Below are 13,699 nucleotides of genomic sequence, written 5' to 3' on the forward strand. Positions count from 1 at the left end.
TTTTTGGGGAGCAGCCGGTATGACCTCCTTGTCCTTGAAAGACGTCTGCAAGTCCTACGGCGAAGTCGAGGTCCTGCGCGATATCAACCTGGAAATCGAACAGGGCGAACTGATCGTCTTCGTCGGTCCGTCTGGCTGCGGGAAATCAACCCTGCTGCGCATGATAGCTGGACTTGAGAAGATCACCGGCGGCACGCTGGAGATCGATGATGTGGTCGTCAACGACGTGCCGCCGGCCCAACGCGGCATTGCCATGGTGTTCCAGTCCTACGCGCTTTATCCGCACATGACCGTCTATGACAACATGGCGTTTGCGCTGAAACTGGCACACAAATCCAAGGAAGAGATCGACAAAGCGGTCAAGAGTGCCGCCGAGACGCTTCAGTTGACCCAGTATCTCGACCGGCTGCCGAAAGCACTTTCGGGCGGGCAGCGTCAGCGGGTTGCCATCGGACGGTCCATCGTGCGCGACCCCAAGGTGTTTCTCTTCGATGAGCCGCTTTCCAACCTGGATGCAGCCTTGCGTGTGGCAACGCGTATTGAGATTGCTCAGCTCAAGGAAAGCATGCCCGAGAGCACGATGATCTACGTCACCCACGATCAGGTCGAAGCGATGACGCTGGCGACCCGGATCGTGGTGCTGCATGGAGGCGATGTCGAGCAATTCGGTGCTCCGCTTGAGCTCTATGAGCGTCCGGCAAACACCTTCGTTGCACAGTTCATCGGCTCACCGGCGATGAACCTGATTGAAGCGACCGTCACAGCGACTGGCGCGACGACATCGGTTCAAATGGGCGATGGCGGGCATGCCGATGTGCCAATCGCATCGCTCGACAGCGACCAGGGCACCACGGTCAAACTCGGTGTGCGGCCGGAAGATCTGACCGTGACGGAGGGCGACGACTATCTGATTTCCGCTGAAGTCGAGATGGTCGAGGCCCTCGGTGAAACGACGGTTCTTTATTTCAAGTCCCGGAACGGCGAGTCATCTCTGATCGCCAAACTTCCCGGAATCCACCTGATTGCCAAGGGCACGACGATCCGCCTGACAGCAGTTCCGGAAAAACTGCACCTGTTCAACAGTGAGGGCAAGTCTTTCCTGTATCGGTAGGTAAACTGCCTTTCCAATCAGGCTCGCCCAACTGCGCAATAGACGCTTTCGGGCGACGTCTGCCGGCAGGTTGTCGACGGACTATTTCGGCGCACCTGACCCCAATCCCCTGCCCCCTTCCCACAAGGGGGAGGGGGATATGGCGGTGCTGGCTTTGGATCTCGAGATCCATCAATTGCAGCAGCTTTGCGACAAAGGTTGCGCAAAGCGAAATGAACCCGGTTCCCTTGCTTCTTGGGAGCGGTCAGGGATGGCGTGGGCTGCAATCCAGTCGCACATGTCTCAAAACAAGAGTGCTTTCATTTTCGGTCGGTAACACTTTTCCGGCTAATCGTCCGTATTGATCACATCCTGTCTGCAAACGAATTTTTGCTCCCAGTTCCGCGTAAGTTTCTGGCGCGTTGAGTGTTTTGACGCGCAGGCTGACTCAAATCCCAAATTGTCATATCATGTTCATATGAACGTCGAATAATGTTCATATGAACATGGTCTATGTGCTTCGAGACTGATTGCTTTCGAGTAATCGCGGAGCGCTCGAAACCAATCCGCTTTCGGCTCCGCCGCGGCGGGCCAGCAGATGACGGGGCATAGGCATATGCTAGGGCAGGTGGATGTTTCAAAACGACAGGCCGAAATTGCCGACCTGGTGCAAAAGGCCGGGTTTGCCTCGGTGGAAGAACTTGCCGAACGTTTTGACGTAACAACACAGACAATCCGCAGAGACGTGAACGGATTGTGCGAGCTCGGCATTCTGCGGCGCACGCATGGAGGCGTCGAACCGCCGGCACCCGCCTCAAACATTCACTATTCAACGCGCCAGATCCTCAATCTCCCGGAAAAGCAACGCATTGCAAACCTCGTCGCCAGCGAAATCGGGAACAATCAATCGCTCGCGTTTTCGATCGGAACGACGCCTGAAATTGTCATGCAGGCACTGACCGGCCATGAGAAACTGGCGGTCTTCACCAACAATCTGAATGTTGCATTCACAGCGTCCGGCAATCCGTCCTTTCAGGTGACGATTGCTGGTGGGCGCCTTCGCCACGGTGACCGTGACATTCTCGGGTCCGCCGCGCAGGCGTTCTTCTCGAACTACAAGTTTGATGTCGGTGTTTTCGGCGTCGCCGGGGTCGACGAGGACGGAACACTTCTGGATTTCCACGAAGACGAGGTCGCCGCACGGCAGTCGATCCTGGCCAATTGCCGCAAGTCCTTTCTCGTTCTGGACCACAGCAAATTCGGCCGCAGCGCCCATGTGCGCGGCGGGCGCTTGAAGGACGTTGACGCGATCTTCACTGACCGCCCGATACCGGCGGAGTATCTCGCCGCGCTTGAAGGTACGGAAACCGGCATTTTCGTCGCAGATGAAAGGAGCGGTTCGTGATGGCGAACGACGCCCTTTCAAGCTCCGGCAAGCCGATTGTTCTCAAAGACGTTTCACGTGTTTGGGGGGAAACGGTCGCGGTTGATGCACTGTCCATCGAGATCCCCGCAGGGTCTTTCACGGCTCTGCTCGGCCCGTCGGGCTGCGGTAAATCCACAACCTTGCGCATGATCGCAGGGCTTGAGAGGGTGAGCGACGGGCAGATCCTGATCGGCGGTGAAGACGTCACCGGCAAGCCGTCGTCCAAGCGCGACTTGTCGATGGTGTTTCAGTCTTACGCCTTGTTTCCGCATTTGAGCGTGGCTGAGAACATTATCTTTGGTCTCAAGGTTCGAAGAGTGAGCCGGGCGGAACGCGATCAGCGCCTTAAGAAGGTGGCCGATCTTTTGGGTCTGTCGCTCTTGCTTGAGCGCAAACCGGGCCAGTTGTCAGGCGGCCAACAGCAGCGCGTCGCGCTGGGTCGCGCGATCATCGGCGAAAAGCCGATCTGCCTCATGGATGAACCGCTTTCCAATCTTGATGCGAAGCTTCGCCATGAAATGCGCCTGGAGATCAGGTCGCTGCAGCAGCAGCTTGGCTTCACCATGGTCTATGTCACGCACGATCAGGTTGAGGCGATCACCATGGCCGATCAGGTTGTCCTGCTCAACAAGGGGCAACTCGAACAGGCAGCCAAACCCAGAGACCTTTACGAAAAACCGGCCAGCCCCTTCGCGGCGAGGTTTATCGGCACGCCGCCGATGAATCTCTTCCCGGCGAATGCATTCAAGAAACTCTGCACTGCCCCTGATTTCCAGCTCGGCGTTCGTCCGGAAGCCATGCGGTTCGAAGACGGTGGACCTGTGTCAGCATCGATCCGGGCCGTCGAATATCTCGGGGCGGACATTCTGGCCGACTGCGTCGTTGCCGAAACAGCGTTTCAGGTGCGGTTGCCGACAACCCGGCCAGTGTCGCCGGGAGAGAATATCGAACTGGGGTTCGATCCAGATGCTCTTCACGTTTTTGACGCCGACACAGGGCGGCGGCGAGACGATCTTGTTCCAGAATTCGGATCGCTATTGCGGTCCTGAACCGACTGCGCGCGCCCGCGTAGACCAGCCGCAGGAATGCGGATGTTCAAACCTTAGGAAGTATTACGATGTTGAAGTCAACTTTCCTGAAAGCCGTTGCGGCAACGGCTCTTTCCTTCAGCACCTGGGCGTCCGCTCAGGCTGTTGATCTGCAATTCTATTTCCCGGTCGCCGTTGGCGGCAAGGCCGCAGACACCATCCAGGAACTGACGAACGAGTACGTTGCTCAGAACCCGGGTGTGAACATTGATGCTGTTTATGCCGGTTCCTACCAGGACACTGTTGCCAAGGCGATTACCGCATCGCGCGGCGGCAACCCGCCTCAGTTGTCCGTGATCCTGTCGGTCGACATGTTCACACTCATCGACGAAGACCTGATCGTTCCGTTCGACGACTACCTCACCAACGACGAAGACAAGAAATGGATCGAGGGTTTCTATCCAGCCTTCATGGAAAACAGCCAGACTGGCGGCAAGACCTACGGCATTCCGTTTCAGCGGTCCACGCCCGTTCTTTACTGGAACAAGGAAGCTTTCAAGGAAGCAGGCCTTGATCCCGACGTCGCGCCTGAGACATGGGACGAGATGGTCGAGTTCGGCAAAAAGCTGACCAAGAAGGACGCAAACGGCAACGTTACCCAATGGGGCGTGCGGATCCCGTCTTCCGGTTTCCCTTACTGGCTGTTCCAGGGTCTGGCGATCCAGAACGGTGCAATCCTGGCCAACGCCGATGGCAACAAGACCAATTTCGACGACCCGAAAGTGGTTGAAGCGCTTCAGTTCCTTGTTGACCTGAGCACGAAAGACGAAGTCATGGCGCCGGGTATCATCGAATGGGGGGCAACGCCGAAAGCCTTCTTCGAAGGCCAGACGGCGATGATGTGGACGTCCACCGGGAACCTGACCAACGTGCGCGACAACGCTCCGTTCGACTTCGGTGTCGCGATGTTGCCGGCAAAAGAAACGCGCGGTGCACCGACGGGTGGTGGTAACTTCTACCTGTTCAAAGGGGCGTCCGATGAGCAGAACAAGGCCGCTGTCGAATTCGTCCAGTGGATCACCGCACCTGAACAGGCCGCCAAGTGGACCATCGCCACAGGCTACGTTGCTCCGCGTGCTGAAACCTGGGACACCGAAACGATGAAAGCCTACACGGCCGACTTCGCGCCTGCCCTCGTTGCCCGCGATCAGCTCGAGTTTGCCAAGGCAGAGCTGTCCACCTACCAGAACCAGCGTGTCACCGGCATCTTCAACGATGCCCTGGCTGCCGCGATCACCGGCTCGAAAGATCCGGCGACCGCCTTGAAGGAAGCGCAGGAACAGGCTGACCAGATCCTGAACGAGTACCGCTAAGGTTTGCTCAGGCAGGGCGCCGGACGTCTTTCCGGCGCCCTGCCAATTTCCTTCGAAGACCTGCTTCCGGAAGTGATCCGGCAACGAAGCACATGCATTCAGATGACGGGACGTGGTGATGCGGTCATTTAAACTCAGACGGGACTGGATCCACGGCTGGCTTTTGCTGTTGCCGGCACTCGTCTTCCTGTTTGCGTTCACGCACATTCCCGCCGTCACGACGCTGATCAACAGCTTCTTCTCAACACCGCGCGGGCGCCGACCGTCGAAATTCATCGGGCTCGACAACTATGAGCGCATGATCAACGATCCGGTCTTCTGGAAAGTCCTCTGGAACAATCTCTGGTTCGCGATCGGAACAATCCCGGTTTCGGTTGCCCTGGCAATTGTCATGGCACTCTGGGTGAACGAGAAGCTCGCCGGACGCAGTTTTGTGCGCATGGCCTATTTCACGCCGACGGTGCTGCCGCTGATTGCGGTGGCCAATATCTGGATGTTTTTCTACACGCCGGGCTTTGGCCTCTTCGACCAGATCACCGGGGCTCTCTTCGGCTGGCCGGCCAGCAATTATCTCGGCAATCCGGATACGGCCCTCAACGCCATCATTGTCGTGACGGTGTGGAAGGAAGCCGGCTTCTTCATGATCTTCTATCTCGCGGCGCTGCAGGCAATCCCGGTGTCGCTCAAGGAGGCGGCGCAGATCGAGGGGGCCGGCCGTTGGACGATCTTCTGGCGCATCACGTTTCCGCTCCTGATGCCGACAACGCTGTTTGTATGCGTGAACGCCGTGATCAACTCCTTCCGCCTTGTCGACCACATCTTCATTCTGACGGATGGTGGTCCGGATAACGCTTCCGCGCTTTTGTTGTTCTACATCTACGAGGTGGCTTTCCGGTTCTGGGAAACCGCTTACGGTGCGACGCTTACAGTTGCGCTCTTGATCTTGCTGTCACTGCTTGCCATCGGCCAGTTCTTCTTCTTTGACCGCAAGGTACATTACAAATGAACGGCGCCTCGGAACTGATCGATCGTTGGCTCAACACCTGCGCCGCCTGGGCACTGGCGCTGATTTGGGTGCTGCCGCTTGCCTATGCGGTTTGGACGGCCTTTCATCCAGCCGCTTATGAAGCGCGCTTCGACCTGTTTGCGCCACTGACGCTGGAGAATTTCGCAAAGGCCTGGGAGGCCGCGCCCTTTGCGCGCTACTTTCTGAACACGTTCATCCTGGTGACGATGATCCTTGCCGGCCAGTTCTTTCTCTGCACGCTGGCGGCCTTCGCCTTTGCGCGGTTCGAGTTTCCCGGCCGCAACATCCTGTTTGCGCTCGTTCTGCTTCAGTTGCTCGTTATGCCCGACATCCTGATGGTCGAAAACTACAAGACCATGCGCATGCTCAATCTGGTCGACACCATCCCGGCGATCGCCTTGCCCTATATCGCGTCGGGTTTCGGTATTTTTCTGCTGCGCCAGACGTTCATGACGATCCCGAAAGAGCTGGATGAAGCGGCGCGCGTCGAAGGCGCATCCTTTCTGGGTGTGCTCTGGAAAGTCTATATCCCACTCGCCAAGCCGACATACCTTGCCTACGGCCTTGTGTCGGTCAGCCACCACTGGAACAACTTCCTTTGGCCGCTGATTGTTACCAACTCGGTGGAAACCCGGCCCGTGACGGTGGGTCTCAGCATCTTTTCCGCCATCGACAGCGGCGTCGAATGGTCCGTGATCAACGCGGCAACGCTGATGACCTCCGGGCCACTCCTGATTGCCTTCCTACTGTTTCAGCGCCAATTCGTTCAAAGCTTCATGCGTGCCGGTATCAAGTAGCATGACGCCGATTGACGTGCGCGCTTTTCCTGTTATTAATTTAAGCTGTTTTTAAATGGATTTAAATGGCAGAAAACAGGGATTTCTGTTGCTGCCGTAACGTGCGCTTCCGCGGGAGGATCTTGGTGGCCGGAACGTTTTTGGCAGTTGGCGAATGCATGGTCGAAATGGCTCCGACCGGTGAGGGAACCTTTCAGATGGGGTTTGCCGGGGACACGCTGAACACGGCGTGGTATGCGCGAAAATGTCTTCCGGCAAGCTGGACAACCGGATATTTCACTGCTGTCGGAAAGGACCAGGTGTCCGGACAAATGCTCGATTTCCTCCGGCAATCCGGGATCGATGTCAGCCAGGTGCTGGAACTGGACGACAGAACAGTCGGTCTCTACATGATCCAGCTGAAAGACGGGGAGCGCAGCTTTGCCTATTGGCGGTCTCAGTCCGCGGCCCGGCGTCTTGCCTCGGAGCAGGCGCAACTGTCAGAGGCCCTGACGGGAGCGGACCTGATTTATTTCAGTGGCATCACGCTCGCGATCCTTCCGGAAGCGGACAGGAACACCTTTTTCGACACCCTCAGGTCCGCGCGGCGCGCGGGCGCAAAAACGGCCTTTGATCCGAACCTCCGACCGCGCCTTTGGGAGAGTGCCGACATCATGCGGGCCTGCGTCACCGAAGCAGCCGGCCTGTGTGACCTTGTGATGCCGTCCTTCGAGGACGAGCTGGCGCATTTTGGGGACCAGTCCGCCGATGTGAGCGCGGACCGCTATCTGGCTGCAGGGGCCGGCATGGTGGTGGTCAAGAACGGCCCGGAGGAAGTCATCTGCGCGAGGCCGCAGGAAAGGCAGGCCTTTCAACCGAGCCCGGTTCAAAACGTCGTTGATACAACCGCCGCAGGAGACAGTTTCAACGCGGCTTTTCTTGGCGAATATCTGACCAGCGGGGATATCGCTGCAAGCGTTGCCGCCGGGGCCCGGCTCGCCGGAACCGTCATTCAACATCGCGGCGCGTTGGTGGATTGCTTTGAAGATGCGTGAGTGTTGAAATTTCACGCCGCCGCAAAGTCAATCAACGAGCTGTCCCGGCCCTGAGCCGGTGCCAAAATTGAAATTCTCATAGAGGCCCCAGATCAGGTCCCGGACGGCCCGCAGTTATCTGCTGCCTTCAGCCCGCATCCCTTTGTGCAATCCAGTCATGGTCCGGATGGTTCTGGAAGCGCCATTTGCGCAGCGGGCCGGCCATAACATTCAGATAATACATCTCGTAGCCATAGGGCGCGCCGCAGGGGTGATGACCCTTCGGGACAAGCACAACGTCGTGGCTGTTGACGGAGATGGTCTCGTCAAGCGTTCCGTCTTCAGTGAAGACACGCTGGTGACCGTAGCCCTGCTCGGGATTGAGACGGTGGTAGTAGGTTTCTTCAAGATAAGTCATGTCCGGAAACTTGTCCTCGTCATGCCGGTGTGGCGGGTAGGAGGACCAGTTTCCGGATGGCGTGAAGACCTCGGTGACCAGGAGGCTGTCCGCGACATCGGATTCTTCCATCGCAATCGGATAGATGTAGCGGGTGTTGGCGCCCTTGCCGCGTGTTACCCGCTCCGGCGTGGACAAAACCCTCGCTTCGTGACCGCCTTTGCCGGGGGCCGTACAGACACCGATGGTGCAGTCAGTCGTTGCAGTTGCGGACCAGCTGGTATCGTTTGGAACGTAAACGCAGTGCGGCGGCAGTTGTTCGAACACATTCATCCGCTCGCCCTGTTCGCCGAAGTCCTTGCCGTTTGCGGAGATTACCGCCTTGCCTTCCACCATGACCAGGATGACTTCCAGATCGCCGGTCTGTTCCGACACGCTCTCGCCAGCCTGCAGCCGGTAAAGCCCAAAGCCGACATAGCCCCATTCGTTCGATTTCGGGCCCTTGGCGTTCTCGATAGTGATGTCGTGAACCTTGCCGGAAACGCCGGCTGGTTTGCGCAGAAGGTCGCTCATGTCAGCTCCAGCTCCTTTGCTGCGGCCTTGAGTGTTTTGAGGCCGAGGCTTTGATAATGGAAGGGATCGCGCACGAGCGGATCCTGCTCGGCCTCGATCACAATCCAACCCTGGTATCCATTCTGTTTCAGTATCTGAAGAAGGGGGGCGAAGTCGATGCCGCCTTCTTCGTCGCCCGGAACGGTAAAGACACCTGCGCGGACGCCGTCCATGAAGGATTTGCCGCCCTCCCTGATCTCCTGCATCACAGCCGGCCGAACATTCTTGGCATGAAAGTGGTTCACCCGGTCGATGTATTTTTGAAGGACAATCGCCGGGTCCTGACCCTTGCTGCCGAAATAGCAATGGCCGGCATCGAAGAGAAGTTTCGTTGCGGGTCCAGTCGCTGCCATGAAAGCATCGATCTCCTCCGGTGTCTCGACAACGGTACCCATGTGATGGTGGTAGACAAGGTCGATGCCCTGGTCGGCGCAATAGACGGCCAGTTCCTCGACCTTCGCGGCAAAGGTCTGCATCTCTTCAGAGGTGAGCACAGGGCTGGTGGAGATGTCGACGTCTGCAGCCTGTATCGTGTTGGAGGTCTCGCAGGCAATGCAGACCTTGCAGCCATTATGTTTCAGCTTGTCCAGATGAGGCTGGATCGCCTTCTTTTCCTCCTCGACGGATTGCGCAAGAAGATTGAGGGAATACCAGCCGGACACGAATTTCAGGCCGTGCCCGCCGAGCAGTTGTTTCAGTTCTTCCTTGTCGTCGGGCCAGCGGTGGCCGTTTTCGATACCGTCGAAGCCGATCTCGGCAGCCTGGCTCAGGATCTGCCCGGTCGGTATATGCGCGCCGAGGCTCTGGTCGTCGTCGTTGGCCCAGGCAATCGGATTGGTGCCGTAAAGGATCATAGTGTTCATCCAGTGACGTTCTATCGTTCGGTTTTCTCGATGACCTCATCCTGAGGAAGCGCTTCAGCGCTGTCTCGAAGGATGGGCCACCTGTTTCAGAGTGTGCCGCCCATCCTTCGAGACGAACCTTTCGGTGCTCCCCAGGATGAGGGACGGAAGAGAGCGTGTCTCTTCCGGCACTTCCATTTCACGTGCCTCCCTCAATCCACGAGGTTCTGGTGCTTTAGTGCTGACTCGTAGCCTTCGCGTGCGGTTCGGACTTCTGCCCTGTCAGAGACTTCCGGCACGGCGACATCCCACCAGTGGCCACCTCCGTTCTCGCCGGGACCGTGCATCGGGTCGGTGTCGATTACGATCACGGTCGGTATGGCGCGCTCCCGTGCGGCAAGGATCTGGTCTTCCAGGTCGCCAACATCCTTCGCCTTGACGGCATGCGCTCCCATGGAGGCTGCGTGGGTGACGAAATTAATGTCCGGCTGAACCTCGACATTGCAGTCCTGATAGAGATTGTTGAAGCGAGCGCCACCGGTGCCCATTTGCAGGCGATTGATGCAGCCGTAGCCGCGATTGTCGGTCAGGACAACGGTGAACGGCACACGGCGCATCACTGCGGTCGCGAGTTCTGAGTTTGCCATCATGTAAGAGCCGTCACCGACGAAGCAGACAACGTCGCGATCGGGCTCGGCAAGCTTGAGACCCATGGCACCGGCAATCTCATACCCCATGCAGGAATAGCCGTACTCCATGTGATAGCCGCCCTGTGGCGCTTGCCACAGCAGCTTGAGAGCCCCCGGCATGGTTCCGGCGGCACACATGGCGACGGTCTTGTCCGTGGATGTGCGCTGCACGGCACCGATCACCTCCGCGTCCAGTGGCAAATAGCCGGCCGGAACGCCGGTCCGGGCGCTGCAATGGGCATCAACTTTCGCCAGCCAGTCGAGGCGGGACTGCGGATCGAAGGCACCGGCTTTGAAGTCGCCAAGGGCTGCCGACAGTTTTTCGAGCGTAACTTTGGCATCACCAACAATACCGACAGCACCGTGTTTCAACGCGTCGTAGCCTTGCACGTTGACCGATACCAGTTTCCGGTTCGGTGCCTTGAAAAGCGCCCAGGATCCGGTCGTGAAATCCTGGAAACGTGTCCCGACGCCAACAATCAGATCCGCTTCTTCTGCCAGCTTGTTGGCGCTCTCGGCACCGTCAACGCCGGCAGCGCCGAAGTTCATCGGATGAGACTGGGCCAGGGCCGATTTGCCGGCCTGGGTTTCGATCACCGGAATGCCGTGCCGCGTGGCAAAGTCTGCAAGTGTTTCTTCTGCCTGGGAATAAACGACGCCGCCGCCGCAGATGATAACGGGATTTCTTGAAGCCCGGATCAAAGCGGTGACGTCGGCAACATCGCGGCTGTCGGGTTCCGGGCGCCGGATGCGCCAGACCTTGGGTTCGAAGAAGCTCTCTGGATAATCGAAGGCTTCCGTCTGCGTGTCCTGACAGAAGGACAGGGTGACCGGTCCGCAATTGGCGGGGTCGGTCATGATGCGGAAGGCGCGCGGCAATGCGGTCAGAAGATGCTCGGGCCGGCTGATCCTGTCAAAATAGCGCGACACTGGACGGAAGCAGTCATTGGCCGAGACCGTGCCGTCGTCGAAATCCTCAACCTGCTGCAAAACGGGGTCGGGCGCCCTGTTGGCAAAGACGTCGCCCGGAATGAGCAGCAGCGGCAAACGGTTGACATGGGCAAGAGCTGCGGCAGTCACCAGGTTGGTGGCGCCCGGCCCGATGGAAGATGTCACGGCCATAGCGCGCGTGCGTTTCTTCGCCTTGGCATAGGCGATCGCCGTGTGCGCCATGGTCTGTTCGTTCTGGCCGCGCCATGTTGGCAGCGCATTGCCTGCCTGCTGGAGCGCTTCTCCGAGACCGGCCACGTTGCCATGTCCGAAAATCGCCCAGACCCCGTCGATGAAACGGTTGCCGTCTTCACTCATCTGTGCCGCGATATAGCGGACCATCGCCTGGGCCGCGGTGAGGCGAATTGTGCTCATGCCGTTTTTTCCCGAGCTTCATCGCGGCGCGCCGTTGCGCGTGCTTCATCCCAGATCTGGCACAGCCGTTGGTAACGTGCGCTCATATCGGCGACGGCTTCTTCGTTCGTGATTTCGCCTGCAAGCCATTTGCGCGCTGCATCTGCAAAGATCGTGCGTCCGACCGCAAAGCCCTTCACCAGGTTGAACCGCGCAGCTTCCGCCAAGCTCGCAGCGAGCTTATTTTCCGGTGCGTCGAGACCAAGCACGACGATGCCACGCGTGTATGGATCGTTTTCGCTGATGGCGGCGCACGCTTTCGACCAGGCTTCTGTCGACGTCATTGGTTCCAGCTTCCACCAGTCCGGGAAAATTCCGATTTCATACATGCGCCGGATAATGTTCGCGGTGGTGTCGTCGTCAACAGCCCCGACCTTCGAGGGGATCACTTCCAGGAGCATTTCCAGACGGTTCCGTCGGCAGGCGGCAAAAAGCCGGCTGAGAACGCCTTCCTGTTCGGCTTTCAAATCTTCCGGGTCGTCGGGATGATAGAAACACAGGACCTTGACCACGTGTTCGGACGGCCATTCGGACAGGCCGCCGAAATCCGGACCGATCTCCGGTTCCAGTTCCAGTGGCCGGGAGGCTGGCCACTCCACCGGATGACCGATCCATAGTCCGGTTCCAGCGGCCCGATAGAGTGCCTCGCGCCCGAGACGGCTGTCGCACAAAATGCCATAGCCGGGCTCACCGTTCGCGACACTGAGCGCAGCATCGAGGCAAAGGTTCTTGAAGAAGCCGATATGTTCATGCGTGACACCGGCATCGTCTGCCATCTGTTCGATCTGGATGCGATGGTCGAAGGCAAAGACGCGCATGGTCGACCAGTCGCCACCGTGGGTGAACCGCCTGTTGGTCGACCAGTGGATCTGTTCAAGGTCGGGATCCTTGCGCAGCGCTTTCGTTTTGACGCCGCGTTTGAGGAAGAACTGCAGCTCTTCCCAGCTCGGATAGGACGGTGTGCAGCCGTGACGCGAGACAGCGAAGGCGCCGCAGGCATTTGCATAGGTCAAGCTGGTGACCCAGTCTTCACCAGATATCCAGCCCTTCAGCAGTCCGGACATGAAACCGTCGCCTGCACCCAGGACATTGAACACTTCGATCGGGAAGCCGGGTCCTGATATGCCATCATCAAGACTGTCCGGGATGTCGCCTTCAAAGGCGGACGCACCCATCGGTCCGCGTTTGCAAACCAGAGTTGCCCTGGAAACCTTGCGGACGTTTCTGAGCGCTTCAACCGTGTCGGTCGTGCCGCCGGCAATGTGGAATTCTTCTTCCGTCCCGACGATCAGGTCGAACAGATCAAGGGTCGATTGTAGCTTTTCCGTCACCTTGTCAGACGCGATGAAACGGTTTTCGCCGTCGCCGTGGCCGGACAATCCCCAAAGGTTCGGCCGGTAGTCGATATCAAGCGCGGTACGGCCCCCACTTTCGCGGGCGAGTTTCAGGGCCTTGAGGACAGCAGCTTCGGTTTGCGGATGGCTCAGGTGCGTTCCTGTCACGACCACTGCCTTGGAGGACGCGATGAAGTTCGGATCGATGTCTTCCTCGCACAGCGCCATGTCGGCACAGTTCTCGCGGTAAAAGATCAACGGAAACTGTTCCTGGTCGCGGATGCCAAGCAAGACCAGGGCCGTCAGACGTTCAGGGTCGGTGACAACACCGCGTGTGTCGACGCCATGCCGGGCCAGTTCTTCGCGGATGAACCGGCCCATATGTTCATCGCCGACCCGGGTGATCAGCCCCGACTTCAGACCGAGCCGGGCGGTCCCGGTCGCCATGTTGGTCGGGGACCCTCCGATATATTTGTTGAAGGACGCCATGTCCTCCAGCCGGCCACCGACCTGTGCACCGTAAAGGTCGACCGACGAGCGGCCGATCGTGATGACATCGAGATTTGTCACGACTGTTTCCCGTAAAAATGGACGTCCTCAGACGGTTCCGCCGAGTGATCCTTCGAGTTGTGCGAGTTCCTGTCCGCCTGCCATGAGTTCCTGGAGT

The 13,699-nt window shown here is 58.4% G+C and carries 11 protein-coding genes; 7 read left to right on the forward strand and 4 right to left on the reverse strand.

All coding sequences use genetic code 11. The features are described 5' to 3' along the window. Positions 1–19: 19 nt before the first annotated feature. The 7 genes from RBB47_RS16585 to RBB47_RS16615 all read left to right on the forward strand — a co-directional run bounded on the left by RBB47_RS16585 (position 20) and on the right by RBB47_RS16615 (position 7,775). On the forward strand, positions 20–1,111 hold the full coding sequence (locus tag RBB47_RS16585) for an ABC transporter ATP-binding protein (protein ID WP_305986963.1): 1,092 nt from the start codon (positions 20–22) through the stop codon (positions 1,109–1,111). Positions 1,112–1,706: 595 nt separating this feature from the next. Next, positions 1,707–2,495, forward strand: coding sequence for a DeoR/GlpR family DNA-binding transcription regulator (locus RBB47_RS16590; RefSeq protein ID WP_305986964.1), 789 nt, complete (start codon positions 1,707–1,709; stop codon positions 2,493–2,495). Further along, positions 2,495–3,565, forward strand: a complete 1,071-nt coding sequence (locus tag RBB47_RS16595; RefSeq protein WP_305986965.1) for an ABC transporter ATP-binding protein — start codon at positions 2,495–2,497, stop codon at positions 3,563–3,565. The genes RBB47_RS16590 and RBB47_RS16595 overlap by 1 nt, the downstream gene beginning before the upstream one ends. Before the next feature lie 68 nt (positions 3,566–3,633). Beyond that, on the forward strand, positions 3,634–4,917 hold the full coding sequence (locus RBB47_RS16600) for an ABC transporter substrate-binding protein (protein ID WP_305986966.1): 1,284 nt from the start codon (positions 3,634–3,636) through the stop codon (positions 4,915–4,917). Between the two features lie 118 nt (positions 4,918–5,035). Then, the gene (locus RBB47_RS16605; protein WP_305986967.1) at positions 5,036–5,923 is read left to right on the forward strand and encodes a carbohydrate ABC transporter permease; all 888 of its coding nucleotides are present in this window, start codon (positions 5,036–5,038) and stop codon (positions 5,921–5,923) included. Further along, entirely contained in the window at positions 5,920–6,741 is an 822-nt protein-coding gene (locus RBB47_RS16610; RefSeq protein ID WP_305986968.1) for a carbohydrate ABC transporter permease, read from the forward strand. Before RBB47_RS16605 ends, RBB47_RS16610 begins: the two co-directional genes overlap by 4 nt. A gap of 125 nt (positions 6,742–6,866) precedes the next feature. Then, on the forward strand, positions 6,867–7,775 hold the full coding sequence (locus tag RBB47_RS16615) for a sugar kinase (protein ID WP_305986969.1): 909 nt from the start codon (positions 6,867–6,869) through the stop codon (positions 7,773–7,775). A gap of 127 nt (positions 7,776–7,902) precedes the next feature. On the opposite strand, the gene iolB is transcribed toward RBB47_RS16615, so the two are convergent. From iolB to iolC, 4 genes are all read right to left on the reverse strand, one after another. Beyond that, positions 7,903–8,724, reverse strand: a complete 822-nt coding sequence (gene iolB / locus RBB47_RS16620) for a 5-deoxy-glucuronate isomerase (RefSeq protein WP_305986970.1) — start codon at positions 8,722–8,724, stop codon at positions 7,903–7,905. Then, positions 8,721–9,617: a myo-inosose-2 dehydratase gene (gene iolE / locus RBB47_RS16625; RefSeq protein WP_305986981.1), complete on the reverse strand. Its 897-nt coding sequence runs from the start codon at positions 9,615–9,617 to the stop codon at positions 8,721–8,723. The genes iolB and iolE overlap by 4 nt, the downstream gene beginning before the upstream one ends. Before the next feature lie 200 nt (positions 9,618–9,817). Continuing rightward, complete coding sequence (iolD, locus tag RBB47_RS16630; protein WP_305986971.1) at positions 9,818–11,659, reverse strand: 3D-(3,5/4)-trihydroxycyclohexane-1,2-dione acylhydrolase (decyclizing); 1,842 nt, start codon at positions 11,657–11,659, stop codon at positions 9,818–9,820. Further along, positions 11,656–13,602: a 5-dehydro-2-deoxygluconokinase gene (iolC, locus tag RBB47_RS16635; protein ID WP_305986972.1), complete on the reverse strand. Its 1,947-nt coding sequence runs from the start codon at positions 13,600–13,602 to the stop codon at positions 11,656–11,658. Before iolC ends, iolD begins: the two co-directional genes overlap by 4 nt. Positions 13,603–13,699: the final 97 nt, after the last annotated feature.

Source organism: Roseibium sp. MMSF_3544 (assembly GCF_030732845.1).
Lineage (GTDB): Bacteria > Pseudomonadota > Alphaproteobacteria > Rhizobiales > Stappiaceae > Roseibium.

Excerpts from the sequence above, each read along its gene's own strand:
- RBB47_RS16585 (WP_305986963.1), top strand. The coding sequence starts at position 20 with ATGACCTCCTTGTCCTTGAAAGACGTCTGCAAGTCCTACGGCGAAGTC.
- RBB47_RS16590 (WP_305986964.1), top strand. The coding sequence starts at position 1,707 with ATGCTAGGGCAGGTGGATGTTTCAAAACGACAGGCCGAAATTGCCGAC.
- RBB47_RS16595 (WP_305986965.1), top strand. The coding sequence starts at position 2,495 with ATGGCGAACGACGCCCTTTCAAGCTCCGGCAAGCCGATTGTTCTCAAA.
- RBB47_RS16600 (WP_305986966.1), top strand. The coding sequence starts at position 3,634 with ATGTTGAAGTCAACTTTCCTGAAAGCCGTTGCGGCAACGGCTCTTTCC.
- RBB47_RS16605 (WP_305986967.1), top strand. The coding sequence starts at position 5,036 with ATGCGGTCATTTAAACTCAGACGGGACTGGATCCACGGCTGGCTTTTG.
- RBB47_RS16610 (WP_305986968.1), top strand. The coding sequence starts at position 5,920 with ATGAACGGCGCCTCGGAACTGATCGATCGTTGGCTCAACACCTGCGCC.
- iolB (WP_305986970.1), bottom strand. The coding sequence starts at position 8,724 with ATGAGCGACCTTCTGCGCAAACCAGCCGGCGTTTCCGGCAAGGTTCAC.
- iolE (WP_305986981.1), bottom strand. The coding sequence starts at position 9,617 with ATGATCCTTTACGGCACCAATCCGATTGCCTGGGCCAACGACGACGAC.
- iolD (WP_305986971.1), bottom strand. The coding sequence starts at position 11,659 with ATGAGCACAATTCGCCTCACCGCGGCCCAGGCGATGGTCCGCTATATC.